Raw genomic sequence first — 24,644 nt, forward strand, 5'->3', positions numbered from 1 at the left:
GCAGTGATCCATTAGTTCCGACGTTTGATTAGCTTAGCGTAAAAGAAGCCATCGCCTTCTTCCGCACCCGGCAGATTTTGCTGTCCCGGGCTTGCCGGCGTACCGGTTGCGTGAAGCTCTGCATCCGGGGTCCGCGCGAGGAACGCGGCAATTTGCTGACTATTCTCTTCCGGCAGAATAGAACAGGTAGCGTAAACCAACGTGCCGCCTGGCTTCAGATGCCCCCAGATGGCATTGAGGATCTCGGCCTGCAGCTGGGCTAAATCGCCGATATCCCGATCCCGGCGCAGCCATTTGATATCCGGGTGGCGGCGGATAACGCCGGTGGCGGAACAGGGGGCATCCAGCAGAATACGATCGAACTGCTCGCTGCCACACCACTGCTCAGGGAAGCGACCATCGCCCTGTTTGACTTCGGCTTTCATGCCCAGCCGTTTCAGGTTGTCATAGACGCGGGAAAGACGCTGTTCATCAATGTCCACCGCCATGACCTCAGCCTGGGGAGCGACTTCCAGAATATGCGTCGTCTTGCCGCCCGGCGCGGCGCAGAGATCGAGAATGCGCTCGCCGTTTTCCGGCTGCAGATAGCGCATGCAGCCCTGGGCCGAGGCATCCTGAACGGTTACCCATCCTTCGGCAAAACCCGGCAACGCATGGACCGGGGCAGGGGTGGCCAGACGCACGGCGTCGGGATAGTCAGGGTGGGTGAAGCCCTCTAAGCCAGCCTCTTTAAGCAGAGCAAGCCATTCGTCTCGGGAATGATGGTTGCGGTTAACGCGCAGCCACATCGGCGGGCGCTGGTTGTTCGCATCGACGATCTCCTGCCATTGTTGCGGCCAGGCCTGCTGCAGACGCTTCAGCAGCCATTTGGGATGAAGGTAGCGGTTTTCCTGCCCGGCGAATTCTGCCAGTAGCTCTTCCTGCTGGCGCTGAAACTGGCGTAACACCCCATTGATCAGCCCTTTAAGCTGCGGGCGCTTAATCGCCACCGCGCCTTCTACCGTTTCAGCCAGCGCGGCGTGCGGAGGGATGCGGGTGTAGAGTAACTGATAGAGCCCAACCATAATCAGAAAGTGCACGGTGCGCTGTTTGCCGGTCATCGGACGCGCCATCAGCTTGCTGATAAGCCACTCCAGCTGGCTGAGCGTACGCAGTACGCCAAAACACAGCTCCTGCAGCAGCGCTTTGTCTTTATCGCTGACTTTTTGCTGTAGAGGGGGCAGGACGTTGCTTAAAGACTGACCTTTTTCAACGACTTGCTCGATAGCCTGGGCGGCCAGGCTGCGTAAATTTATATTCTTTTTCATAAGCGCAAAAATAAAAATGCCCGGCGAACCCGGGCTTCAGAAGAGACGACCGTCAGGCGAGACGGGTGCCAGGAGTAAACCACTCCCGGCGGGAATTGAGTAAATCCTGGGCGCTCATCGCTTTTTTACCCGCAGGCTGTAGCGACTCCAGACTGAGGATCCCATCGCCCGTGGCGACCTGGATACCCTGTTTGGTTGCTGCCACGATAGTACCCGGTTCGGCATGCGCAGCTTCGGCAATGACCGATGCCCGCCACACTTTTAGCGGCTGCCCGTCAATTTCCAGCCAACTCATTGGCCACGGATTAAAGGCGCGGATGCAGCGCTCCAGCTGTGCGGCAGAAAGCGACCAGTCGATGCGAGCTTCTTCTTTACTCAGCTTCTCGGCGTGGCACACCAGCGATTCATCCTGTACTTCAGGCTGTGCGGTGCCGTTGGCCAGCTGGGCTAAGGTTGCCAGCAGACCTTGAGGGCCGAGCTCGGCCAGCTTATCGTACAGGCTGCCGCTGGTATCCTCTGCGGTAATGGGGCAGGAAAGCTTATACAGCATATCACCCGTATCAAGGCCGACGTCCATCTGCATGATGGTTACGCCTGTTTCGCTATCCCCGGCCCACAGCGAACGCTGGATCGGCGCTGCGCCACGCCAACGCGGTAGCAGGGAGCCGTGAACGTTGATGCAGCCCAGACGGGGCATCTCCAGCACCGCTTTCGGGAGAATCAAACCGTACGCCACCACCACCATGATATCGGCGCCGAGATCGGCGACTAATTGTTGGTTGTCCTGCGGACGCAGGGAAGATGGCTGGAATACAGGTAAGTTATGGGCTTCAGCCAGCACCTTTACCGGGCTCGGCATCAATTTTTTGCCGCGGCCAGCAGGACGGTCTGGCTGAGTGAATACGCCAACAACCTGATGTTCAGACGACAACAGCGCGTCAAGATGACGCGCTGCAAAATCGGGGGTGCCGGCGAAAATGATACGTAGTGATTGTGACACGGTATTCCTTGTTATCAGGCACGGGAACGTAAACGATCCAGTTTCTCAACCTTCTGACGAATGCGCTGTTGTTTGAGCGGTGACAGATAATCAATAAACAGTTTGCCGACCAGATGATCCATCTCATGCTGAATACAGATAGCCAGCAGGCCATCGGCCTCCAGTTCAAATGGCTTACCGTCGCGATCCAGCGCTCGGATCTTCACTTTTTCCGCACGCGGCACCAGGGCGCGCTGTTCCGGAATCGACAGGCAGCCTTCTTCGATGCCCGTTTCGCCATCTTTTTCCAGCAGCTCCGGGTTGATTAACACCAGCTGCTCTTCACGATTTTCCGACACATCAATAACGATAATGCGCTGATGGATATCGACCTGGGTCGCGGCCAGACCAATGCCCTCCTCAGCGTACATGGTGTCGAACATATCATCGACGATACGCTGAATTTCCGCATTCACTTCTTTGACCGGCTCGGCGACTTTGCGAAGGCGCTCGTCCGGAATATGTAACACTTGCAAAACTGCCATAAAGTTCCAGAGTCGTATTCAGGAGTTGATAAGATTATTAGCTCTATTCTAGACAAAACACCCTGCAATTGACAGTCTCACTGTCCAATCGCAAAGATTGTCAATACCGCTTATGGCAGGGGGTAAGGATGACGCCCGACGAGATTTGGCTGCGGCTGATGAAGGTCAGTAACTTGTATGGCGACAGAATGCTGAAGATCGCACAGCGCTTATGCGCAGCCGCCAGCGTTGATCGTGAAGCGCTGCATGCTGTCGGGATGTCCGCGGCGCAAGCAATGTTATTTTTTCGGCTTGACGGGCGTGAGCTTGATGAGACGCGGCGCTGGCTGGAGCACCCGGAACATCATCTGTTACGGGCCGACGATCCGCGCTTTCCGTTTCGGCTAAGGGCCATCGCTGATTACCCCGGTGCGTTGTTGGTCAGCGGCGATCCCGCTCTGCTTCACAGCGCGCAGCTTGCCGTTATTGGTAGTCGCCTGCATTCCTGGTATGGCGCTCGCTGGGGGAAGCTTTTCAGCGAAACGTTGGCGCGTAAAGGAATGACTATCACCAGTGGGCTGGCGTTAGGCATTGATGGCGTAGCGCATCGCGGCGCGCTCGCGGCCGAGGGCAAAACCATCGCGGTACTGGGCAACGGACTGGGTAAGGTTTATCCGCGGCGCCATGCAAGCCTCGCCCAGCAGATCATCGATAATGGCGGTGCGCTGGTGTCTGAATTTCCACTAATAACGCCGCCGCTTCCCGCGCATTTCCCCAGGCGCAACCGGATTATCAGCGGCCTGAGCCTGGGCGTGTTGGTGGTTGAGGCGGCATTGCGAAGCGGCTCGCTGGTTACCGTCCGCTGTGCTCTGGAGCAGGGAAGGGATGTGTTTGCCCTGCCTGGGCCGATAGGCAATCCGGGATCGGAAGGCCCACACTGGTTAATTAAGCAAGGCGCGGTGCCGGTGACCTCGCCAGAGGATATTGTGGAATACTGGCACAACGAGCTGACCTGGCTAACTGATACGTCTGATTCGATAAATAATTGCGCCGATCAGCCGTCTGTAGCATTGCCATTTCCGGAGCTCCTGGCTAACGTAGGAGATGAGGTAACACCTGTTGACGTTGTCGCTGAACGTGCCGGCCAATCTGTGCCAGTAACCGTAGCTCAGCTACTTGAACTGGAGTTAGCAGGCTGGATCGCAGCTGTACCCGGCGGCTATGTCCGATTAAGGAGGGCAAGCCATGTTCGACGTACTCATGTATTTGTTTGAAACTTACATCCATAGCGAAGCAGAAATGCGCGTGGATCAGGACAAACTGACGCGGGATCTTACCGACGCAGGTTTTGAGCGGGAAGATATCTATAACGCGTTAATGTGGCTCGAGAAACTGGCTGATTATCAGGAAGGTCTCGTTGAACCCATGCAGCTCGCTTCCGACCCACTGTCGCTTCGGGTATATACCGAAGAGGAGTGCCAGCGTCTGGATGCCAGTTGCCGGGGATTTTTACTCTTCCTCGAGCAGATTCAGGTGTTGAACCTCGAAACGCGAGAAATGGTGATAGAGCGCGTACTGGCGCTGGATACGGCAGAATTTGAGCTGGAGGACCTGAAATGGGTCATCCTGATGGTACTGTTCAATATTCCGGGCTGTGAAAACGCCTATCAGCAAATGGAAGAATTACTCTTCGAAGTAAATGAAGGTATGCTGCATTAATCTTTTTGCAGCAACATCGAGTTGTTATGACCAAATCAGCACTGTTTTCGGTGCGTAAAAATGAGCCCTGCCCGCAGTGCGGGGCTGAACTGGTGATCCGTTCCGGGAAACATGGCCCGTTTCTCGGCTGTTCGCATTATCCGGCCTGTGACTATATCCGTCCCCTGAAAAGTCAGGCGGACGGGCATGTCGTTAAGGTGCTGGAGGGGCAAGCATGCCCATCGTGCGGCGCGGTTATGGTGCTACGCCAGGGGCGTTTTGGGATGTTCATTGGCTGTAGCCGCTATCCGGAATGCGAACATACCGAGCTAATTGATAAACCAGATGAGACGGCTATTGCTTGCCCGCAGTGCGGACAAGGCCATCTGGTCCAGCGTCGTTCCCGTTTCGGTAAAACCTTTCACTCCTGCGATCGCTATCCTGATTGCCAGTTCGTTATCAATTTTAAACCGGTGGCGGGCGAATGCCCTGAATGCCATTACCCGCTGTTAATAGAAAAGAAGACGGCGCAGGGGCTCAGACGCTTCTGTGCCAGTAAACAATGTGGAAAGCCGATCCCGGCGGAATAAATCAGTGAACAATAACCTGCCCTCAGAAGCCGTCGCCCATGCCGTGGCGGTCCTGAATAATGAACATGTCATCGCCTATCCCACGGAAGCTGTTTTTGGCGTCGGCTGCGACCCTGACAGCGAAACGGCCGTTATGCGTCTGCTGGAGCTGAAGCAGCGTCCTGTTGAGAAGGGATTGATCCTTATCGCCGCTAGCTTTGAGCAGCTGAAGCCCTATATTGATGATTCTCGGTTAAGTGACTCGCAGCGGGCAGCAATCTTTTCCTGCTGGCCAGGACCGGTGACGTTTGTATTCCCGGCTCGTCCTGAAACGCCACGCTGGCTGACGGGTCGTTTTGATTCGCTGGCCGTACGCGTAACCAACCATCCGCTGGTGATTGAATTGTGCGAAGCCTACGGAAAACCGCTGGTCTCGACGAGCGCCAATCTCACCGGTCAACCGCCTTGCCGCACTACCGCAGAGGTCCGTGCTCAGTTTGGTGACAGCTTCCCGGTCGTGGATGGCGCTACGGGCGGACGTCAAAATCCATCTGAAATACGTGATGCCCTGACGGGTGAACTGTTCCGCCAGGGGTGAATCATGGAAACCTACGCTGTTTTTGGTAATCCGATTGCGCACAGCAAGTCGCCTTCTATTCACCACCTTTTTGCCCGCCAGTTAGGCATTACCCATCCTTATGGACGTGTGCTGGCGCCGCTGGACGATTTTGTCTCTTCTCTGAATCAGTTTTTTGCGGAAGGAGGAAAGGGCGCCAACGTTACCGTTCCTTTCAAAGAAGAAGCCTTTGCGCGCGCGGATGAACTGACAGAACGCGCTGCGCTGGCGGGAGCGGTGAATACCTTGAAACGTCTGGAAGATGGGCGTTTGCTGGGCGACAACACGGATGGTATTGGTCTTCTGAGCGATCTGGAGCGTCTGGGATTCATTAAGCCACGCCAGCGGATCCTGCTTATCGGTGCCGGTGGCGCATCGCGTGGGGTACTGCTGCCGCTGCTATCGCTGGGGTGCGCTGTGACGATCGTCAATCGCACCTATGCTCGCGCCCATGAGTTAGCCACGCTCTTCGCCCATACCGGTAGCGTCAGCGCCCGGGAAATGGATACCTTAGCCGGGGAAACTTTCGATCTGATCGTCAATGCAACATCCAGTGGGATAGAGGGTGATGTGCCGGCTATCCCGGCGTCTGTTGTTAACCCCGACGTGTATTGCTATGACATGTTTTACCAGAAAGGGGCGACGCCATTTCTTCAGTGGTGCCAGCAGCATGGCGCAACCCACTACGCTGACGGGCTGGGAATGCTGGTGGCGCAAGCCGCCCATGCCTTTCTGCTATGGCACGGCGTCCTGCCGGCTATCACCCCGGTTATAGAAAAGCTGCAACAGGAACTGAATGCATGAATCAGGCGATTCAGTTTCCCGATCGGGAATTATGGGATGCTGAACGGCAGGGCGTGGTTTTTCCCGCGTTGGTGAATGGGATGCAATTAACCTGCGTAATTTCAGGGCAGATCCTGCAGCAGCGTTTTGGCGCAGAGGGGCCAGCGCAGTGGCTGGCCGCATTCCGGGAACATCGTTGGGATCTTGAGGAAGAGGCTGAGGCATTGATCCGCGATAATCAGGAGGATGCTCAGGGTTGGGTCTGGCTCTCCTGATCCAGATATTCATCTTTCCATTTCACATAGTTATTTGCTGAATATTTTAGGCCTTCCCGCTCCGCCTCTGTCAGGGGGCGGATCTGTTTGACCGGATTGCCAAAGTAAAGGAAGCCGCTTTCAAGCTGTTTATTCTGCGGCACCAGACTTCCCGCGCCAATCATGACGTCATCACCAACCACGACACCATCTAACAAGATCGAACCCATACCAACCAGCACGCGGTTGCCGATAGTGCAGCCGTGCAGCATCACTTTGTGACCAACCGTCACATCCTCGCCAATGATCAGTGGATTTCCCTCAGGCTTGTAAGAGGATCTATGGGTCACGTGTAGAACGCTGCCGTCCTGAATATTGCTACGTTGACCTATCGACACGAAATTGACGTCGCCGCGAATGGCGACCAGAGGCCAGACGCTGACGTCATCGGCAATTCTGACATCACCGATGACGACGCTGGATGCGTCAATCATGACGCGAAGACCGATTTGCGGGAAAAATGTTTTATAGGGACGCAGGTGAGCAGACATGTTGACCTCAAAAATACGGGAGCGTAAGAAGACTTTGGTGGCTTTTATCTCGCTCTGCAACCCCTGAAAACGGTGAAAATTGAGCAAATCGCGCAATTACACGGCGAAAAGGGTGAAAAATCACCATTCAGAAAAAAAGATCGAAAAAAGGCTTGTGCAAAAAAATGGGATCCCTATAATGCGCTCCCACTGACACGGCAGATGTGAATCACTTCACACAAACAGCCGGTTCGGTTGAAGAGAAAAATCCTGAAAAACGGGTTGACTCTGAAAGAGGAAAGCGTAATATACGCCACCTCGCGACAGAGCGCTAAAGCGCGTCGCAACTGCTCTTTAACAATTTATCAGACAATCTGTGTGGGCACTCAAAGTGACATGGATTCTTAACGTCCTCGGACGAAAAATGAATACCAAGTCTCAAGAGTGAACACGTAATTCATTACGAAGTTTAATTCTTTGAGCATCAAACTTAAATTGAAGAGTTTGATCATGGCTCAGATTGAACGCTGGCGGCAGGCCTAACACATGCAAGTCGAGCGGTAGCACAGAGAGCTTGCTCTCGGGTGACGAGCGGCGGACGGGTGAGTAATGTCTGGGAAACTGCCTGATGGAGGGGGATAACTACTGGAAACGGTAGCTAATACCGCATAACGTCGCAAGACCAAAGTGGGGGACCTTCGGGCCTCATGCCATCAGATGTGCCCAGATGGGATTAGCTAGTAGGTGGGGTAACGGCTCACCTAGGCGACGATCCCTAGCTGGTCTGAGAGGATGACCAGCCACACTGGAACTGAGACACGGTCCAGACTCCTACGGGAGGCAGCAGTGGGGAATATTGCACAATGGGCGCAAGCCTGATGCAGCCATGCCGCGTGTGTGAAGAAGGCCTTCGGGTTGTAAAGCACTTTCAGCGGGGAGGAAGGCGGTGAGGTTAATAACCTCATCGATTGACGTTACCCGCAGAAGAAGCACCGGCTAACTCCGTGCCAGCAGCCGCGGTAATACGGAGGGTGCAAGCGTTAATCGGAATTACTGGGCGTAAAGCGCACGCAGGCGGTCTGTCAAGTCGGATGTGAAATCCCCGGGCTCAACCTGGGAACTGCATTCGAAACTGGCAGGCTAGAGTCTTGTAGAGGGGGGTAGAATTCCAGGTGTAGCGGTGAAATGCGTAGAGATCTGGAGGAATACCGGTGGCGAAGGCGGCCCCCTGGACAAAGACTGACGCTCAGGTGCGAAAGCGTGGGGAGCAAACAGGATTAGATACCCTGGTAGTCCACGCCGTAAACGATGTCGATTTGGAGGTTGTGCCCTTGAGGCGTGGCTTCCGGAGCTAACGCGTTAAATCGACCGCCTGGGGAGTACGGCCGCAAGGTTAAAACTCAAATGAATTGACGGGGGCCCGCACAAGCGGTGGAGCATGTGGTTTAATTCGATGCAACGCGAAGAACCTTACCTGGTCTTGACATCCACAGAACTTAGCAGAGATGCTTTGGTGCCTTCGGGAACTGTGAGACAGGTGCTGCATGGCTGTCGTCAGCTCGTGTTGTGAAATGTTGGGTTAAGTCCCGCAACGAGCGCAACCCTTATCCTTTGTTGCCAGCGGTCCGGCCGGGAACTCAAAGGAGACTGCCAGTGATAAACTGGAGGAAGGTGGGGATGACGTCAAGTCATCATGGCCCTTACGACCAGGGCTACACACGTGCTACAATGGCATATACAAAGAGAAGCGACCTCGCGAGAGCAAGCGGACCTCATAAAGTATGTCGTAGTCCGGATTGGAGTCTGCAACTCGACTCCATGAAGTCGGAATCGCTAGTAATCGTAGATCAGAATGCTACGGTGAATACGTTCCCGGGCCTTGTACACACCGCCCGTCACACCATGGGAGTGGGTTGCAAAAGAAGTAGGTAGCTTAACCTTCGGGAGGGCGCTTACCACTTTGTGATTCATGACTGGGGTGAAGTCGTAACAAGGTAACCGTAGGGGAACCTGCGGTTGGATCACCTCCTTACCTTAAAGAACCTGCCTTTGTAGTGCTCACACAGATTGTTTGATAAATAATAAATTTCAAAATGTACTGCGAAGTGCATTGTGAAATTTTGCTCTTTAAAAATCTGGATCAAGCTGAAAATTGAAACGACACACAGTTAATGTGTGTTCGAGTCTCTCAAATTTTCGCAATCTGAAGACATCTTCGGGTTGTGAGGTTAAGCGACTAAGCGTACACGGTGGATGCCCTGGCAGTCAGAGGCGATGAAGGACGTGCTAATCTGCGAAAAGCGTCGGTAAGGTGATATGAACCGTTATAGCCGGCGATGTCCGAATGGGGAAACCCAGTGCAATTCGTTGCACTATCGTTAACTGAATACATAGGTTAACGAGGCGAACCGGGGGAACTGAAACATCTAAGTACCCCGAGGAAAAGAAATCAACCGAGATTCCCCCAGTAGCGGCGAGCGAACGGGGAGCAGCCCAGAGTCTGAATCAGCTTGTGTGTTAGTGGAACGGTCTGGAAAGTCCGACGGTACAGGGTGATAGTCCCGTACACCAAAATGCACAGGTTGTGAACTCGAAGAGTAGGGCGGGACACGTGGTATCCTGTCTGAATATGGGGGGACCATCCTCCAAGGCTAAATACTCCTGACTGACCGATAGTGAACCAGTACCGTGAGGGAAAGGCGAAAAGAACCCCGGCGAGGGGAGTGAAAAAGAACCTGAAACCGTGTACGTACAAGCAGTGGGAGCACCTTCGGGTGTGACTGCGTACCTTTTGTATAATGGGTCAGCGACTTATATTCTGTAGCAAGGTTAACCGTATAGGGGAGCCGCAGGGAAACCGAGTCTTAACTGGGCGTTAAGTTGCAGGGTATAGACCCGAAACCCGGTGATCTAGCCATGGGCAGGTTGAAGGTTGGGTAACACTAACTGGAGGACCGAACCGACTAATGTTGAAAAATTAGCGGATGACTTGTGGCTGGGGGTGAAAGGCCAATCAAACCGGGAGATAGCTGGTTCTCCCCGAAAGCTATTTAGGTAGCGCCTCGTGAACTCATCTTCGGGGGTAGAGCACTGTTTCGGCTAGGGGGTCATCCCGACTTACCAACCCGATGCAAACTACGAATACCGAAGAATGTTATCACGGGAGACACACGGCGGGTGCTAACGTCCGTCGTGAAGAGGGAAACAACCCAGACCGCCAGCTAAGGTCCCAAAGTCATGGTTAAGTGGGAAACGATGTGGGAAGGCACAGACAGCCAGGATGTTGGCTTAGAAGCAGCCATCATTTAAAGAAAGCGTAATAGCTCACTGGTCGAGTCGGCCTGCGCGGAAGATGTAACGGGGCTAAACCATGCACCGAAGCTGCGGCAGCGACACGATGTGTTGTTGGGTAGGGGAGCGTTCTGTAAGCCTGCGAAGGTGACCTGTGAGGGTTGCTGGAGGTATCAGAAGTGCGAATGCTGACATAAGTAACGATAAAGCGGGTGAAAAGCCCGCTCGCCGGAAGACCAAGGGTTCCTGTCCAACGTTAATCGGGGCAGGGTGAGTCGACCCCTAAGGCGAGGCCGAAAGGCGTAGTCGATGGGAAACAGGTTAATATTCCTGTACTTGGTGTTACTGCGAAGGGGGGACGGAGAAGGCTATGTTAGCCGGGCGACGGTTGTCCCGGTTTAAGCATGTAGGCTGGTTATCCAGGCAAATCCGGATAATCAAGGCTGAGGTGTGATGACGAGGCACTACGGTGCTGAAGTAACAAATGCCCTGCTTCCAGGAAAAGCCTCTAAGCATCAGGTAACATCAAATCGTACCCCAAACCGACACAGGTGGTCAGGTAGAGAATACCAAGGCGCTTGAGAGAACTCGGGTGAAGGAACTAGGCAAAATGGTGCCGTAACTTCGGGAGAAGGCACGCTGGTGTGTAGGTGAAGTCCCTGCGGATGGAGCTGAGACCAGTCGAAGATACCAGCTGGCTGCAACTGTTTATTAAAAACACAGCACTGTGCAAACACGAAAGTGGACGTATACGGTGTGACGCCTGCCCGGTGCCGGAAGGTTAATTGATGGGGTTATCCGTAAGGAGAAGCTCTTGATCGAAGCCCCGGTAAACGGCGGCCGTAACTATAACGGTCCTAAGGTAGCGAAATTCCTTGTCGGGTAAGTTCCGACCTGCACGAATGGCGTAATGATGGCCAGGCTGTCTCCACCCGAGACTCAGTGAAATTGAACTCGCTGTGAAGATGCAGTGTACCCGCGGCAAGACGGAAAGACCCCGTGAACCTTTACTATAGCTTGACACTGAACATTGAGCCTTGATGTGTAGGATAGGTGGGAGGCTTTGAAGCGTGGACGCCAGTCTGCGTGGAGCCAACCTTGAAATACCACCCTTTAATGTTTGATGTTCTAACGTGGGCCCCTAATCGGGGTTGCGGACAGTGTCTGGTGGGTAGTTTGACTGGGGCGGTCTCCTCCCAAAGCGTAACGGAGGAGCACGAAGGTTAGCTAATCCTGGTCGGACATCAGGAGGTTAGTGCAATGGCATAAGCTAGCTTGACTGCGAGCGTGACGGCGCGAGCAGGTGCGAAAGCAGGTCATAGTGATCCGGTGGTTCTGAATGGAAGGGCCATCGCTCAACGGATAAAAGGTACTCCGGGGATAACAGGCTGATACCGCCCAAGAGTTCATATCGACGGCGGTGTTTGGCACCTCGATGTCGGCTCATCACATCCTGGGGCTGAAGTAGGTCCCAAGGGTATGGCTGTTCGCCATTTAAAGTGGTACGCGAGCTGGGTTTAGAACGTCGTGAGACAGTTCGGTCCCTATCTGCCGTGGGCGCTGGAGAATTGAGGGGGGCTGCTCCTAGTACGAGAGGACCGGAGTGGACGCATCACTGGTGTTCGGGTTGTCATGCCAATGGCACTGCCCGGTAGCTAAATGCGGAAGAGATAAGTGCTGAAAGCATCTAAGCACGAAACTTGCCCCGAGATGAGTTCTCCCTGAGACTATAAGTCTCCTGAAGGAACGTTGAAGACGACGACGTTGATAGGCCGGGTGTGTAAGCGCAGCGATGCGTTGAGCTAACCGGTACTAATGAACCGTGAGGCTTAACCTTACAACGCCGAAGATGTTTTGGCGGATTGAGAGAAGATTTTCAGCTTCGATACAGATTAGTCGATGCGTCCGCAGGACGTGTTGATAAAACAGAATTTGCCTGGCGGCACTAGCGCGGTGGTCCCACCTGACCCCATGCCGAACTCAGAAGTGAAACGCCGTAGCGCCGATGGTAGTGTGGGGTCTCCCCATGTGAGAGTAGGGAACTGCCAGGCATCAAATTTAGCGTGCTGATATGGCTCAGTTGGTAGAGCGCACCCTTGGTAAGGGTGAGGTCCCCAGTTCGACTCTGGGTATCAGCACCACTTTTTAGGTTAAAGTTCGGCACGTTGTAAAGAATTTGCCTGGCGACAATAGCGCGGCGGTCCCACCTGACCCCATGCCGAACTCAGAAGTGAAACGTCGTAGCGCCGATGGTAGTGTGGGGTCTCCCCATGTGAGAGTAGGGAATCGCCAGGCATCAAATAAAGCAGAAGGCCCAGTCGAAAGACTGGGCCTTCTGCTTTTGTGTTATCTGTCGATAAGCAGTCCTGCCGCCAGGGGGAAACCCGTCAAAGCCGATTTGCGCGTAATGCAGCAAGGGACAGTGAGTTTGTTTGTTTGTTCGGTTGTCATGTGGATGATGCGCAGAAGAGCAGATACAGGTTCGACGCTAGCCCCTGTATCTGCTGGTCGGGGGAGAATTAGCGGGTCAGCGCGACGATCCCTAACGTGAGGCCGGCTACCGCGGCGGCGCCCCCGGCGATCGCGCCTGCGGTGTCCCAGTTGTCTTCTGTTGTGCCTTTCATACAGGTATTGGTGTGGACTAAGCGGCCTTGCGAGTCATACACCGGCACGCAGGGAGAGTCATGGGCACAGCCTGCCAGCAGAGAGGCCAGCAGCGCCACGATTAAATACTTTTTCATGATATTACCTCTGGATAATCCGCAGGGTTGTACTGAAAGCCAGTGCAGAACGGAATGGCTTATTTTATCACCGCGGATTGTCCGGCCCGGATGCCGAAATCATCTCAATATATGAGCCACGTAAATATCGTGAAGATAAGCAGGGGAATATGCAGAAAAGATGGAGAGAACGATCGTGTCCCAGCGCTGCCGCGCGCGATAGCGGTTGTCAGATAGCGGGAAGCTGTAGTGGTTGCTCATATACCAGGCGAAAAAAAAGCGCCCGCAGGGGCGCCTTTAATACCAGGCCGGGTTATTCAGCGTGCCGGGTAAAACGTCGTCTGACGACCACAAAGAAGACCGGAACAAAGAAGATCGCCAGCAGTGTCGCGGTTAGCATCCCGCCCATGACACCGGTACCCACCGCATTCTGCGCCCCGCTGCCGGCACCATGGCTAATCACCAGCGGCATGACCCCGAGAATAAAAGCCAGAGAGGTCATCAGAATGGGTCGCAGGCGCATCCGCGATGCCTCCAGGGTTGCTTCAATGATCCCTTTCCCTTCTTTCTCCATCAGATCCTTGGCGAATTCGACGATCAGGATCGCGTTCTTCGCCGACAAACCGATCGTGGTCAGAAGGCCTACCTGGAAGTAAACGTCGTTATTCAGCCCACGCAGCGTGGCGGCTAACAGCGCGCCGATCACCCCCAGCGGAACCACTAGCATGACTGAGAACGGAATCGACCAGCTCTCATACAGCGCCGCCAGGCACAGGAAGACGACAATCAGCGAGATGGCATAGAGCGCGGGAGCCTGGTTGCCGGAAAGGCGTTCCTGGTAAGACATCCCGGTCCAGTCGTAACCAATACCGCTCGGCAGTTTACTGGCCAGCGCTTCCATCAGCGCCATGGCTTCCCCGGTACTCTTGCCCGGCGAGGCTTCACCGAGGATCTCCATGGAGGGTAAACCGTTGTAGCGTTCCAGACGCGGCGAGCCATATATCCAGCGCGAAGTGACGAAGGCGGAGAACGGAACCATTTCGCCATTGGCGCTACGAACATACATATTGTTAATGTCGCTCGGCAGCATACGGAAATGGGCATCAGCCTGGACGTACACTTTCTTGACGCGACCACGGTCAATAAAGTCATTGACGTAGTACCCGCCCAGCGCAGCGGATATCGTTTCATTGATATCGGAGAGCGATACGCCCAGCGCCTGCGCTTTTTCCTGGTCGACATCCAGTTTGAACTGCGGCGTATCTTCCAGCCCATTAGGCCGTACCCGTACCAGCTGATCCGGATGCTGTTTCACCATGCCCAGCAGTTGATTGCGCGCCTGCGTCAGGGCAGTATGACCTAGCCCGCCCTGGTCGATCAGCTCAAAGTCGAAGCCGGTGGCGGTACCCAGCTCAATAATGGCAGGCATGTTGAACGGGAAAACCATGGCGTCTTTGATCTGGCTGAAGGCCACGGTGGCTCGCTTGATGATGGACTCCACGCTGTTTTTATCGCCGCTGCGCGCTTCCCATGGTTTCAGGCTGACAAACGCCATGCCGGAGTTTTGTCCCTGGCCGCTGAAGCTGAAGCCGTTAACGGTAAAGACGCTTTCGACGTTAGCCTTCTCGTTATGCAGATAGTAGTCGGTCACGGTATCCAGCACTTTCTGTGTCCGCTCCTGTGTAGCGCCGGAAGGCAGCTGGATCATGGTCAGGAAGACCCCCTGGTCTTCATCGGGTAGAAAGGATGTCGGGAGACGCATAAACAGCACGGCCATTCCCACGACGATCAGCAGATAGATCACCAGGTAACGGCCGGTTCCACGCAAAATACCGCTGACGCTGTTGGTGTAGTGGTTAACGCTCTGGTCAAAACGGGCGTTAAACCAGCCGAAAAATCCTTTTTTCTCATGGTGTTCAGCTGAGGCTGGCTTCAACAACGTGGCGCAGAGCGCTGGTGTCAGCACCAGGGCAACCAGCACGGAGAGCGCCATGGCGGAAACGATGGTGATCGAAAACTGGCGATAAATCGCGCCGGTGGAACCGCCGAAGAAGGCCATCGGCACGAAAACCGCAGAGAGCACCATGGCGATACCCACCAGCGCCCCCTGGATCTGCGACATCGACTTTTCCGTCGCTTCTTTTGGCGAGAGCTTCTCCTCAACCATCACACGTTCGACGTTTTCCACCACCACAATGGCGTCATCGACCAGCAGACCTATCGCCAGCACCATACCAAACATCGTCAGGGTGTTGATGGAGTAGCCAAACATCGACAGTACCGCGAAGGTACCCAACAGCACGACGGGCACGGCAATGGTCGGAATGAGCGTAGCGCGCATGTTCTGCAGGAACAGATACATGACAAGGAAGACGAGAATAATCGCTTCAAAGAGCGTTTTGACCACTTCGTGAATAGAGATTTTGACGAAAGGGGTCGTATCGTACGGATAGACCACCTTCATTCCCTGGGGGAAGTAAGGCTGCAGTTCGGCCAGCTTCGCTTTAATCGCGGTGGCAGTATCCAGCGCGTTGGCGCCGGTCGCGAGCTTAATACCCAGACCAGAGGCGGGCTTGCCGTTAATTCTGGCGACGACATTGTAGTTCTCTCCGCCCAGCTCAACGCGGGCGACATCTTTCAAATGGACGACAGAACCATCGGCATTGACCCGCAGCGTGACCTTGCCAAACTCCTGCGGATCTTTAAGCCGCGTCTGGGCAATGATCGACGCGTTCAACTGCTGGCCTTTCAGCGCTGGCGTACCGCCCAGCTGGCCGGCGGCAATCTGATCGTTCTGAACCTGCAGCGCATTGATGACGTCCACCGGCGTCAGGTTGTATTTGTTCAGCAGGTTGCCATCCAGCCAGATGCGCATGGCGTACTGCGCGCCGAACAGCTGTACATCGCCCACACCGTTGAGTCGGCTGATGGGATCTTTAACATTAGAGGCGACATAGTCGGAAATATCATCCTGGGTGGTGACCGGGTTATCAGAGATAAAGCCGGCCACCAGCAGGAAGCTGCTGCTGGACTTCTCTACGCTAATTCCCTGCTGCTGGACTTCCTGAGGCAGCAGCGGGGTGGCCAGCTGCAGTTTGTTTTGCACCTGCACCTGGGCGATATCCGGATCGGTGCCGGACTTAAAGGTAAGCGTGATGGTTACTGAGCCGGCGGAATCGCTGGTCGACGACATATACATCAGGTTGTCGATACCGTTCATGTTCTGCTCAATAACCTGAGTGACCGTGTCCTGCACGGTCTGAGCATCCGCACCGGGATAGGTGGCGGAGATCGCCACCGCAGGGGGCGCAATCGTCGGATACTGCGCTATCGGCAGCTGGAGAATGGCCAGACCGCCGGCAATCATCATGATGATGGCCAGCACCCAGGCAAAGACCGGTCGATGGATAAAAAACTTAGACATGGCTGGGTATCCTTATTGCGCGACCGGTGCCGCACGCTCCACTTCTGCTTTAACGGTGACGCCGGGACGGACTTTCTGTAAGCCGCTGACAATCACCTTGTCGCCCGGCTTCAGCCCGCTGGTGATAAGCCACTTATCGCCCACGGCCTGGGAAGCCACCACTTGACGGGTTTCAACCTGATTTTTGTCATTCACCAGCATGACGGAGGCATCGCCCCGCGGCGTTCGAGTCACCCCCTGCTGCGGCACCAGGATGGCCTGCGGATCGGTGCCTTCATCGATGCGGGCGCGGACGAACATCCCCGGCAGCAGGACATGCTGCGGGTTAGGGAAGATAGCGCGCAGGGTAATTGAACCTGTACTTTCATCGACAGTGACGTCGGAGAACTGCAGCGAACCCTTAAGCGGATAGGCCTGACCGTTCTCCATCAGCAGTTCAACGCTTTTGGTGTCGCCGCCGCGTTGCAGGCTTTCCTGCTTAAGGCGCATGAAGTCATTGCTGGATTCCGTCACGTCGACGTAGATCGGATCGAGCTGCTGGACGGTGGCCAGGGCATCCGACTGACCGTTGGTAACCAATGCCCCCTCGGTGACGCTCGATTTACCGATGCGTCCGCTAATGGGAGAGGTCACTTTGGTGTAGGCCAGGTTGATGCGGGCGCTTTCCACGGAGGCTTTGGTAGCGATGACGTCGGCATCGGCCTGGCGGGCGGTGGCTACCGCCTGATCGTATTCCTGTTGACTGATATACTTGGTACCCAGCAGCGGAACGTAGCGTTTCACCGTCAAGTGGGCGATGGCGGCTGCGGCTTCGGCTTTTGCTTCATCGCCCTTGGCGCTGTTCCACGCCGCCTGGTAGGTTGCCGGATCGATCTGATAGAGCGACTGGCCTGCTTCGACATCGCTTCCTTCAACAAAGTTACGCTTCAGGATAATACCGCTTACCTGAGGGCGGACTTCCGCCACGCGAAAAGCTGAAGTTCGGCCTGGCAGTTCGGTGGTGACCGACAGCGGCGCGCTGTTCACGACATGGACCGTCACCTGCGGCGCCTGGGCATGGGGTTGCGGATTGTCCGAATTATCGCAGCCGGTAAGCAATAAGGCCGAGATAATTAAACCGGATAAAAGTGTCACTCTGGCGTGAGTAGTCATGGCGGTTCCTTATAGATTACGTGCCAAATTCGGCGGCGAATCTGTGAAAGAAAGAGGGAATTAAAAAGCAGTTTGCCATCCTACAAATAAACGCCGCTGGATGTAAGGGATAGTTATTTTGGGACAATCAGCAAGGCACGCAAAAACAAAAAAACGCGCTGCCTTTTTATTCTGTTTACCTTAATTGTAAATCTTAATAAATAGACATCAATTCCGTGAATGAGTTATTTATTAATATTGATTTGGGTAATTTATTTGACGATGGCGTCAGAATTAACTTGTCTGCATTTTTGCTAAAAAATATTCCATGACAAATGTTAGGTTAAGCGATCTTCAGAAAATCCTAAATATCCTGTCCGGCGGGAAGGGGGCTTGTATGGCAAGAAAAACGAAAGAAGAGGCGCTACGCACGCGGCAGCTCCTGATTGAGTCCGCGATCCAGCAGTTCGCTCTGCGGGGGGTGACCAACACGACCCTGACGGATATTGCTGATGCGGCGGGAGTGACCCGCGGCGCCGTCTACTGGCATTTTGCCAGTAAGACCGAGCTGTTTAATGAAATGTGGCAGCAGCAGCCACCGCTCAGGGATTTGATTCAGCATAGCCTCGCAACAGAGAATGAACAGGAGCCTTTAAATGCATTGCGCGAGCGGTTTATTACCGGGCTCCGCTATATTGCTGCGAATCCTCGCCAGCGCGCGCTGATGCAAATTCTTTATCAGCGCTGCGAGTTTTCCAATGATATGCTTTCGGAAAATGAAATTCGCCAGCGCATTGGCTTTAATTATTCGCTCATCGGCGGCATGCTGCAGTGCTGTGTGCGTAACAATATATTGCCAGCCGAAACAAATATTGAAGTGATATTAATTGTTTTACACAGCGCCTTTTCCGGACTAATTAAAAACTGGCTGCTCGATCCGCAACGCTTCGATCTTTATCAGCAGGCGCCTGCGCTGGTGGATAATATTATGGCGGTAGTCTGTGCTGCTCGTGTATTGGAGACGCCGGTACTGCGGGCGGTGAATCAGTAATGTGTCCCGCTGCCGCAGGTAATAAAAAAGGCGCTTCCCCATGCCGAAGAGCGCCTTTTATATCAAGCAAGCAACTGACTAGTATCAGTTCATGCCGTATTTTTTCAGTTTTTTACGCAGCGTACCGCGGTTGATGCCCATCATCAGGGCAGCGCGGGTCTGGTTACCACGGGTGTATTGCATCACCATGTCCAACAGGGGCTGTTCAACTTCAGCCAGTACCAGCTCATACAGGTCATTCACATCCTGACCGTTCAGTTGAGCAAAATAGTTCTTCAGTGCCTGTTTAACCGAGTCACGCAGGGGCTTTTGAGTTACCTGATCCTGAGAGTTAACGGTAGAAACGGTCAGTACGTCAGAATTTACGCGTTGTTCGAACATAGTTCTGTCAGCTCTTTATTTCTATTACGCAAAATTTTCGAAGTATGCCTCCAACGCCTCCAGCTGTTCGCTGGCATCCTCAATGGCGTTGAATGTGCGCCGAAACTGGTCATCTGGAGCATGTTCCTGAAGATACCAGGAGACGTGTTTACGCGCGATTCGGTACCCTTTTGCCTGACCATAAAAGTCATGCAATTCCCGAACGTGCGCACAAAGCAAGCGCTTGACCTCTGCCAGCGGCAGCGGGGGCAGCAGCTCTCCAGTGTCCAGATAATGCTGGATTTCCCGAAAGATCCAGGGTCTTCCCTGAGCTGCACGGCCTATCATCAGGGCATCAGCCCCTGTATAGTCGAGCACAGCTCTGGCTTTAAGCGGGTCAGTAATGTCGCCATTCGCGATAATCGGAATGGAAACTTTCTGCTTAACTGCCCGAATACTGTCGTACTCAGCGTCTCCGTTAAACAAGCAGGCGCGGGTGCGTCCGTGAATAGTCAGAGCCTGAATGCCACACTCTTCGGCCAGTTGGGCAATCTCTACGCAGTTACGGTGTTCCGGTTCCCAACCGGTGCGAATCTTGAGAGTCACAGGAACGTCCACCGCATTCACGACCGCCGTCAGGATCGACTTCACCTGGTCGGGGTACTGCAAGAGGGCTGAACCTGCAAGCTTGCGATTCACCTTTTTCGCCGGGCATCCCATATTGATATCAATAATCTGGGCGCCGCTTTCCACGTTAATCCGCGCGGCGGCAGCCATCTCTTCCGGCACGCTACCGGCGATTTGCACGGTACGAATACCGGGCTCATCAATATGCACCATCCGTAAACGGGACTTGTCGCTCTCCCACACCTGTGGGTTAGAGGACATCATCTCGGAAACGGTTAAACCCGCTCCCATCTCGTAGCACAGCGTCCGGAATGGTCTGTCAGTAATGCCAGCCATGGGCGCTGCGATCAGGCGATTTCTGAGCTGGTGGTGTCCGATGCGCATGAGTTAAGAAATGACCATACTGTGACTGCAAGGCGGCGTATATTACGCATTTTTTGCACGAGATGAAAGGCCAAACTTTGAGCAATCCTCTGTTGCAGATCAATGAATCCGGGACTAACGTAAAAGGAATGAATAAATACTTATATTAATCATTGATTTAATGGCTGATGGATAATTTGTGTCCATTTATAAAATCATAAAACTTCTCGATTTTTCTTAGAAAAACTCGCTACCAGACGATATAAAACGCTGTTTTTATAGCCAAAAAAGTGCTCTGTAGTGCGATCTGCCTCTCATTTCCTGGCATTATTTGGTGGCTACTGGAAACAAAAATGCGGCCCACAGGCCGCATTGCGCTTAGTTTTTCCGGCCGGTGATCCGGCACCACTCCTCTTTCTCGACCACCGGGTCAAGGGTGAAGAGATCGGCGTAGGCTTCACAGACGCTCTCCGCCTGGCTGGCAAGGATGCCGGAAAGCCCCAGCAAACCGCCTGAAACGGGCAGGACGCTGATTAACGGCGCCAGCTCACGTAACGGGCCAGCCAGGATATTGGCGACCACGACGTCGGCTTTCATCGACTCCGGCTGGTCCTGAGGAAGATAGAGCTCCAGACGCTCAGAGACGCCGTTACGCTGAGCGTTATCGCGGCTGGCCTGAATAGCCTGCGGGTCGATATCAATGCCGATCGCTTTTGCGGCTCCCAGCTTCAGCGCGGCAATCGCCAGGATGCCGGAACCGCAGCCAAAATCAATGACCGTTTTTCCGTTGAGGTCGAGTCCATCGAGCCACTGCAGGCACAGGGATGTCGTCGGGTGCGTGCCGGTACCGAAGGCCAGACCCGGATCGAGCATCACGTTGACGGCATTTTCATCCGGAACGTCGCGCCAGCTCGGGCAGATCCACAGCCGCTCACCGAAACGCATCGGATGGAAGTTATCCATCCATTCCCGCTCCCAGTCTTTATCTTCCAGCTGCTCGATCTTATGCGCGAAGTCGGCGCCCAGCAGCGGGTGCTGCTCCAGTTGGGCAACGACCGCTTTCATATCGGTTTCGGCATCGAACAGGCCGATCACGTCGGTATCGCCCCACAGCCGGGTTTCCCCGGGCAACGGCTCAAATACCGGCGTATCGTGCGTATCCTGGAAGGTGATCGAGACCGATCCGGCCTCCATCAGCGCATCGCTAAGATCTTCAGCGTTCGCGCCGGTGGTATTTAGTTTCAGTTGGATCCATGGCATAGCAAAACTCTTTATTTATCAGTAGTCAAAATAGGTGGCTGTGGTGCGGGACGGCCGAAACGGTTCCCTGCCACAAACGCCAGTAAACTCAGCAGCAGCGCGGGAACGATCGGGTGGAAGCCGAGAAACTGCACTTTCAGCGTGGCAAGTACGGCATACAGCACGCCGCCCACGATCATCGCGCTCAGCGCGCCAGCCGCGTTAGCACGTTCCCAATACAGGCCCAGTACCAGCGGCCACAGGAAGACGGCTTCCAGGCCGCCGAAGGCCAGCAGATTCAGCCAGATAATCATCTCCGGCGGTCGCCAGGCCGCGAGCAGCAGCAGAACACCCAACAGGAGCGTGATGCCGGCGGACATGCGTTTTAGCCGCTTTTCGTTAGTCGCCTGATCCGGACGCCAGTTCAGATACAGATCCTTGATGATCGTAGCGGAACTTTGCAGAAGCTGGGCATTGATCGTCGACATAATCGCCGCCATCGGCGCGGCCAGAAAGATCCCTGCCGCAAAGGGCGGGAGCACTTTGACCATCAGCGTCGGGATCACCAGATCCGGTACGGTTAAGTCGGGGAGCACCGCCCGACCTAACGCGCCGGCCAGGTGCATGCCAAACATCAGGATCGCCACTACGATGGTGCCGATCATAATGCCGTGATGCACGGCTTTGCTGTCTTTGTAGGAGATACAGCGAACGGCGGTATGCGGCAGGCCAATGACGCCGAAGCAGACCAGCACCCAAAACGAGGCCATAAAGGTTGGCGAGAGGATATCTTCCGCCCCCTGCGGGGACACCAGCTTGACGTCGATCGACTGCAGAGTCTCTACCGCATGGCCAATCCCGCCGGCGGCGTGGATCACCCCCACCAGCAGCACGATCGTGCCGATCAGCATCACCATGCCCTGCATGGTATCGTTGAGCACGCTGGCGCGAAAGCCGCCATAGGCGGTATACAGCGCGATGCTGATGCCGAAGATCAGCAGACCGGTATCGTAGGGAATACCCGCAGCTGTCTCCAGCAGGCGGGCGCCGCCGATAAACTGGACGGTCATGGCGCCAACGAAGGCTACCAGCAGGCTCAGGCTGGCCAGCCAGACCAGCAGACGGCTCTGGTAGCGCGCAAACAGCATGTCATTGAGGGTGACGGCATTATAACGACGCGCAAGGATGGCGAATTTTTTTCCCAGTACGCCCAGCGACAGCCAGATGGCGGGGAGCTGGATCATCGCCAGCAGTACCCAGCCCAGGCCGTATTTATAGGCGGCGCCGGGTCCGCCGATAAATGAGCTGGCGCTGATATAGGTGGCGGTTAGCGTCATGGCCAGCACGAAGCCGCCCATCGAGCGGCTGCCGAGAAAGTACTCATTAAGAAAGCTTCCTGAGGCGCGTTTTCTCATGGCGTAAAGGGATAAGCCGAACACCACTACCAGATAGGCGATCAGGGGAATAATGACCTCAAACTGCATCATCGTCCTCCAGAGGAATGTCGCGGAAAACCAGTTTGACCATCGCCCAGCACAGCAGAATAAACAGCAGCGGAACCAGCAGGCAGGCCATTTCAAACCAGTGGGGCAGGCCGGTAAAACCGATAGCCACCCCCGGCAGATAGGCGGCGGCCAGCCAGGCGGCAAGATAGAGAAGGGTCAGCCACAGCGCCCAGCGCGCTTCTTTGTGGGCCTGAACAAAGCGTTTGTCCATTTTTTGTCCCTTGAGGATAAAGAAAGCGGGGATTGTACCGCATGGTATAGATGAGGAGAGAGAAAAAGAAAAAAGGCCGGAAAATCCGGCCTTTTGCTGAGAGAGCAGAATTATTTTTCCTGCAAGCCGAGTTTTTTCTCCAGATAGTGGATGTTGGTGCCACCATGCTGGAAGTTCTCGTCGCTCATGATGCGCATCTGCAGATCGACGTTGGTCTTGATGCCATCGATGATCAGCTCCTGCAGCGCATTCTTCATGCGGGCAATCGCCACGTCACGGCTTTCGCCGTAGCAGATCAGTTTGCCGATCATGGAGTCATAGTACGGCGGTACGGTGTAGCCGGCGTAAATATGGGACTCCCAGCGCACGCCAAAGCCGCCCGGCGCGTGGAAACGGGTAATTTTACCCGGGCTCGGCAGGAAGGTGTTCGGGTCTTCGGCGTTGATACGGCATTCCACCGCATGGCCGCGAACCACCACTTCATCCTGCTTGATGGACAGCGGCTGGCCGGCTGCGATACGCAGCTGCTCTTTGATCAGGTCAACGCCGGTGATCATTTCAGTTACCGGATGCTCTACCTGGATACGGGTGTTCATTTCAATGAAGTAGAACTCGCCGTTTTCGAAAAGGAACTCAAAGGTACCCGCCCCGCGGTAGCCGATATCGACACAGGCTTTCGCGCAACGCTCGCCGATGTAGCGACGCAGTTCCGGAGTGATGCCCGGCGCCGGCGCTTCTTCGACCACTTTCTGGTGACGACGCTGCATGGAGCAGTCACGTTCAGCCAGATAGATAGCGTTGCCCTGACCGTCCGCCAGTACCTGAATTTCAATGTGACGTGGGTTTTCCAGGTATTTCTCCATGTAGACCATATCGTTGTTGAAAGCCGCTTTGGCTTCCGCTTTGGTCATGGAGATGGACTGGGCCAGTTCAGCATCGCTGCGCACAACGCGCATACCGCGACCGCCGCCGCCGCCGGAGGCCTTGATGATCACCGGATAGCCGATGCGTTTGGCATGGGCGCGGTTAGCGTCCATGTCGTCGGTCAGCGGGCCGTCAGAACCGGGTACGGTCGGGACGCCGGCTTTTTTCATGGCGGTGATCGCGGACACTTTGTCGCCCATCAGGCGGATGGTGTCGGCTTTCGGGCCGATGAAGATAAAGCCGGAGCGCTCAACCTGCTCAGCAAAGTTGGCGTTCTCAGAGAGGAAGCCATACCCCGGGTGAATTGCTACCGCGCCGGTGATCTCAGCGGCGCTGATGATAGCCGGGATGTTCAGATAGCTTTTTACGGACGGAGCCGGACCGATGCAGACCGTCTCATCCGCTAACAATACGTGTTTTAGATCGCGATCCGCGGTGGAATGCACAGCAACGGTCTTGATACCCAGTTCTTTACAGGCACGAAGGATGCGCAGTGCGATCTCGCCACGGTTAGCGATGACAATTTTATCCAGCATGT

20 protein-coding genes, 1 tRNA gene and 4 rRNA genes are annotated in these 24,644 nt (G+C 54.8%); 12 read left to right on the forward strand and 13 right to left on the reverse strand.

The annotated features are described in order from the left end of the window. Positions 1-11: 11 nt before the first annotated feature. From rsmB to def, 3 genes are read right to left on the reverse strand one after another with little or no spacing between them, the layout of a single operon-like run. Positions 12-1,307, reverse strand: coding sequence for a 16S rRNA (cytosine(967)-C(5))-methyltransferase RsmB (gene rsmB / locus LGM20_RS02225; protein ID WP_023291170.1), 1,296 nt, complete (start codon positions 1,305-1,307; stop codon positions 12-14). Positions 1,308-1,359: 52 nt separating this feature from the next. Then, on the reverse strand, positions 1,360-2,307 hold the full coding sequence (gene fmt / locus LGM20_RS02230) for a methionyl-tRNA formyltransferase (protein ID WP_017900611.1): 948 nt from the start codon (positions 2,305-2,307) through the stop codon (positions 1,360-1,362). 14 nt (positions 2,308-2,321) lie between these two features. Next, positions 2,322-2,831: a peptide deformylase gene (gene def / locus LGM20_RS02235; RefSeq protein WP_004206802.1), complete on the reverse strand. Its 510-nt coding sequence runs from the start codon at positions 2,829-2,831 to the stop codon at positions 2,322-2,324. Positions 2,832-2,959: 128 nt separating this feature from the next. On the opposite strand from def, the gene dprA reads away from it, so the two are divergent. The 6 genes from dprA to LGM20_RS02265 are packed head-to-tail and all read left to right on the forward strand — an operon-like array spanning position 2,960 to position 6,751. After that, on the forward strand, positions 2,960-4,084 hold the full coding sequence (dprA, locus tag LGM20_RS02240; RefSeq protein WP_044524937.1) for a DNA-protecting protein DprA: 1,125 nt from the start codon (positions 2,960-2,962) through the stop codon (positions 4,082-4,084). Further along, a complete protein-coding gene (gene smg, locus LGM20_RS02245) occupies positions 4,056-4,529 on the forward strand; it encodes a DUF494 family protein Smg (RefSeq protein WP_002919137.1) in 474 nt (157 codons plus the stop codon). The genes dprA and smg overlap by 29 nt, the downstream gene beginning before the upstream one ends. A 26-nt stretch (positions 4,530-4,555) precedes the next feature. Next, entirely contained in the window at positions 4,556-5,098 is a 543-nt protein-coding gene (locus LGM20_RS02250) for a DNA topoisomerase family protein (RefSeq protein WP_044524935.1), read from the forward strand. 4 nt (positions 5,099-5,102) lie between these two features. Continuing rightward, entirely contained in the window at positions 5,103-5,675 is a 573-nt protein-coding gene (gene tsaC / locus LGM20_RS02255) for an L-threonylcarbamoyladenylate synthase type 1 TsaC (protein ID WP_004206805.1), read from the forward strand. Positions 5,676-5,678: 3 nt separating this feature from the next. Then, a complete protein-coding gene (aroE, locus tag LGM20_RS02260; protein ID WP_044524933.1) occupies positions 5,679-6,497 on the forward strand; it encodes a shikimate dehydrogenase in 819 nt (272 codons plus the stop codon). Then, complete coding sequence (locus LGM20_RS02265) at positions 6,494-6,751, forward strand: DUF1488 family protein (RefSeq protein ID WP_044524932.1); 258 nt, start codon at positions 6,494-6,496, stop codon at positions 6,749-6,751. The genes aroE and LGM20_RS02265 overlap by 4 nt, the downstream gene beginning before the upstream one ends. Here the strand turns inward: LGM20_RS02265 and LGM20_RS02270 are convergent. Further along, positions 6,727-7,281, reverse strand: coding sequence for a gamma carbonic anhydrase family protein (locus tag LGM20_RS02270; protein ID WP_044524944.1), 555 nt, complete (start codon positions 7,279-7,281; stop codon positions 6,727-6,729). The two genes, LGM20_RS02265 and LGM20_RS02270, sit on opposite strands and share 25 nt — an antisense overlap. A gap of 471 nt (positions 7,282-7,752) precedes the next feature. Between LGM20_RS02270 and LGM20_RS02275 the strand changes: the two genes are divergently transcribed. The 5 genes from LGM20_RS02275 to rrf (LGM20_RS02295) all read left to right on the forward strand — a co-directional run bounded on the left by LGM20_RS02275 (position 7,753) and on the right by rrf (LGM20_RS02295) (position 12,846). Next, positions 7,753-9,292, forward strand: a 16S ribosomal RNA gene (locus LGM20_RS02275). Between the two features lie 194 nt (positions 9,293-9,486). Beyond that, a 23S ribosomal RNA gene (locus LGM20_RS02280) occupies positions 9,487-12,388 on the forward strand. A 98-nt stretch (positions 12,389-12,486) separates the two neighbouring features. Further along, positions 12,487-12,602, forward strand: a 5S ribosomal RNA gene (gene rrf, locus LGM20_RS02285). 14 nt (positions 12,603-12,616) lie between these two features. Continuing rightward, positions 12,617-12,692, forward strand: a tRNA-Thr gene (locus LGM20_RS02290). A gap of 38 nt (positions 12,693-12,730) precedes the next feature. Beyond that, positions 12,731-12,846 (forward strand): 5S ribosomal RNA (gene rrf / locus LGM20_RS02295). The 16S, 23S and 5S rRNA genes sit together here with 1 tRNA gene alongside, the layout of an rRNA operon. A 224-nt stretch (positions 12,847-13,070) precedes the next feature. Here the strand turns inward: rrf (LGM20_RS02295) and LGM20_RS02300 are convergent. The 3 genes from LGM20_RS02300 to LGM20_RS02310 all read right to left on the reverse strand — a co-directional run bounded on the left by LGM20_RS02300 (position 13,071) and on the right by LGM20_RS02310 (position 17,847). After that, on the reverse strand, positions 13,071-13,292 hold the full coding sequence (locus LGM20_RS02300) for a putative periplasmic lipoprotein (RefSeq protein WP_004206262.1): 222 nt from the start codon (positions 13,290-13,292) through the stop codon (positions 13,071-13,073). Positions 13,293-13,584: 292 nt separating this feature from the next. Next, positions 13,585-16,695, reverse strand: a complete 3,111-nt coding sequence (locus LGM20_RS02305) for an efflux RND transporter permease subunit (protein ID WP_023291164.1) — start codon at positions 16,693-16,695, stop codon at positions 13,585-13,587. Between the two features lie 12 nt (positions 16,696-16,707). Beyond that, positions 16,708-17,847 (reverse strand): efflux RND transporter periplasmic adaptor subunit, encoded by a 1,140-nt coding sequence (locus tag LGM20_RS02310; RefSeq protein ID WP_044524928.1) that lies wholly within the window; start codon positions 17,845-17,847, stop codon positions 16,708-16,710. Positions 17,848-18,223: 376 nt separating this feature from the next. Here LGM20_RS02310 and envR point away from each other — a divergent pair, with 376 nt between their 5' ends. Next, positions 18,224-18,877, forward strand: coding sequence for an acrEF/envCD operon transcriptional regulator (gene envR / locus LGM20_RS02315; RefSeq protein ID WP_044524927.1), 654 nt, complete (start codon positions 18,224-18,226; stop codon positions 18,875-18,877). Positions 18,878-18,961: 84 nt separating this feature from the next. On the opposite strand, the gene fis is transcribed toward envR, so the two are convergent. From fis to accC, 6 genes are all read right to left on the reverse strand, one after another. Further along, positions 18,962-19,258: a DNA-binding transcriptional regulator Fis gene (gene fis, locus LGM20_RS02320; RefSeq protein WP_000462905.1), complete on the reverse strand. Its 297-nt coding sequence runs from the start codon at positions 19,256-19,258 to the stop codon at positions 18,962-18,964. A gap of 24 nt (positions 19,259-19,282) precedes the next feature. Further along, entirely contained in the window at positions 19,283-20,248 is a 966-nt protein-coding gene (gene dusB / locus LGM20_RS02325; protein WP_004144972.1) for a tRNA dihydrouridine synthase DusB, read from the reverse strand. Positions 20,249-20,605: 357 nt separating this feature from the next. Then, positions 20,606-21,487, reverse strand: coding sequence for a 50S ribosomal protein L11 methyltransferase (gene prmA, locus LGM20_RS02330; protein WP_044524925.1), 882 nt, complete (start codon positions 21,485-21,487; stop codon positions 20,606-20,608). Positions 21,488-21,498: 11 nt separating this feature from the next. Next, positions 21,499-22,950, reverse strand: coding sequence for a sodium/pantothenate symporter (gene panF, locus LGM20_RS02335; protein WP_044524923.1), 1,452 nt, complete (start codon positions 22,948-22,950; stop codon positions 21,499-21,501). Next, positions 22,940-23,182 (reverse strand): DUF997 family protein, encoded by a 243-nt coding sequence (locus tag LGM20_RS02340; protein ID WP_004206253.1) that lies wholly within the window; start codon positions 23,180-23,182, stop codon positions 22,940-22,942. The genes panF and LGM20_RS02340 overlap by 11 nt, the downstream gene beginning before the upstream one ends. Positions 23,183-23,292: 110 nt before the next feature. Next, a complete protein-coding gene (gene accC, locus LGM20_RS02345) occupies positions 23,293-24,642 on the reverse strand; it encodes an acetyl-CoA carboxylase biotin carboxylase subunit (protein WP_004174096.1) in 1,350 nt (449 codons plus the stop codon). Between the last annotated feature and the right edge of the window lie 2 nt (positions 24,643-24,644).

Origin of the sequence: Klebsiella quasipneumoniae subsp. quasipneumoniae (assembly GCF_020525925.1) — a bacterium.
In the GTDB taxonomy this organism is placed as follows: domain Bacteria; phylum Pseudomonadota; class Gammaproteobacteria; order Enterobacterales; family Enterobacteriaceae; genus Klebsiella; species Klebsiella quasipneumoniae.

Excerpts from the sequence above, each read along its gene's own strand:
- envR (WP_044524927.1), top strand. The coding sequence starts at position 18,224 with ATGGCAAGAAAAACGAAAGAAGAGGCGCTACGCACGCGGCAGCTCCTG.
- LGM20_RS02300 (WP_004206262.1), bottom strand. The coding sequence starts at position 13,292 with ATGAAAAAGTATTTAATCGTGGCGCTGCTGGCCTCTCTGCTGGCAGGC.
- smg (WP_002919137.1), top strand. The coding sequence starts at position 4,056 with ATGTTCGACGTACTCATGTATTTGTTTGAAACTTACATCCATAGCGAA.
- prmA (WP_044524925.1), bottom strand. The coding sequence starts at position 21,487 with ATGCCATGGATCCAACTGAAACTAAATACCACCGGCGCGAACGCTGAA.
- LGM20_RS02310 (WP_044524928.1), bottom strand. The coding sequence starts at position 17,847 with ATGACTACTCACGCCAGAGTGACACTTTTATCCGGTTTAATTATCTCG.
- def (WP_004206802.1), bottom strand. The coding sequence starts at position 2,831 with ATGGCAGTTTTGCAAGTGTTACATATTCCGGACGAGCGCCTTCGCAAA.
- panF (WP_044524923.1), bottom strand. The coding sequence starts at position 22,950 with ATGCAGTTTGAGGTCATTATTCCCCTGATCGCCTATCTGGTAGTGGTG.
- LGM20_RS02250 (WP_044524935.1), top strand. The coding sequence starts at position 4,556 with ATGACCAAATCAGCACTGTTTTCGGTGCGTAAAAATGAGCCCTGCCCG.
- dprA (WP_044524937.1), top strand. The coding sequence starts at position 2,960 with ATGACGCCCGACGAGATTTGGCTGCGGCTGATGAAGGTCAGTAACTTG.
- LGM20_RS02305 (WP_023291164.1), bottom strand. The coding sequence starts at position 16,695 with ATGTCTAAGTTTTTTATCCATCGACCGGTCTTTGCCTGGGTGCTGGCC.
- dusB (WP_004144972.1), bottom strand. The coding sequence starts at position 20,248 with ATGCGCATCGGACACCACCAGCTCAGAAATCGCCTGATCGCAGCGCCC.
- fis (WP_000462905.1), bottom strand. The coding sequence starts at position 19,258 with ATGTTCGAACAACGCGTAAATTCTGACGTACTGACCGTTTCTACCGTT.
- LGM20_RS02265 (WP_044524932.1), top strand. The coding sequence starts at position 6,494 with ATGAATCAGGCGATTCAGTTTCCCGATCGGGAATTATGGGATGCTGAA.
- rsmB (WP_023291170.1), bottom strand. The coding sequence starts at position 1,307 with ATGAAAAAGAATATAAATTTACGCAGCCTGGCCGCCCAGGCTATCGAG.
- accC (WP_004174096.1), bottom strand. The coding sequence starts at position 24,642 with ATGCTGGATAAAATTGTCATCGCTAACCGTGGCGAGATCGCACTGCGC.
- aroE (WP_044524933.1), top strand. The coding sequence starts at position 5,679 with ATGGAAACCTACGCTGTTTTTGGTAATCCGATTGCGCACAGCAAGTCG.
- LGM20_RS02270 (WP_044524944.1), bottom strand. The coding sequence starts at position 7,281 with ATGTCTGCTCACCTGCGTCCCTATAAAACATTTTTCCCGCAAATCGGT.
- LGM20_RS02340 (WP_004206253.1), bottom strand. The coding sequence starts at position 23,182 with ATGGACAAACGCTTTGTTCAGGCCCACAAAGAAGCGCGCTGGGCGCTG.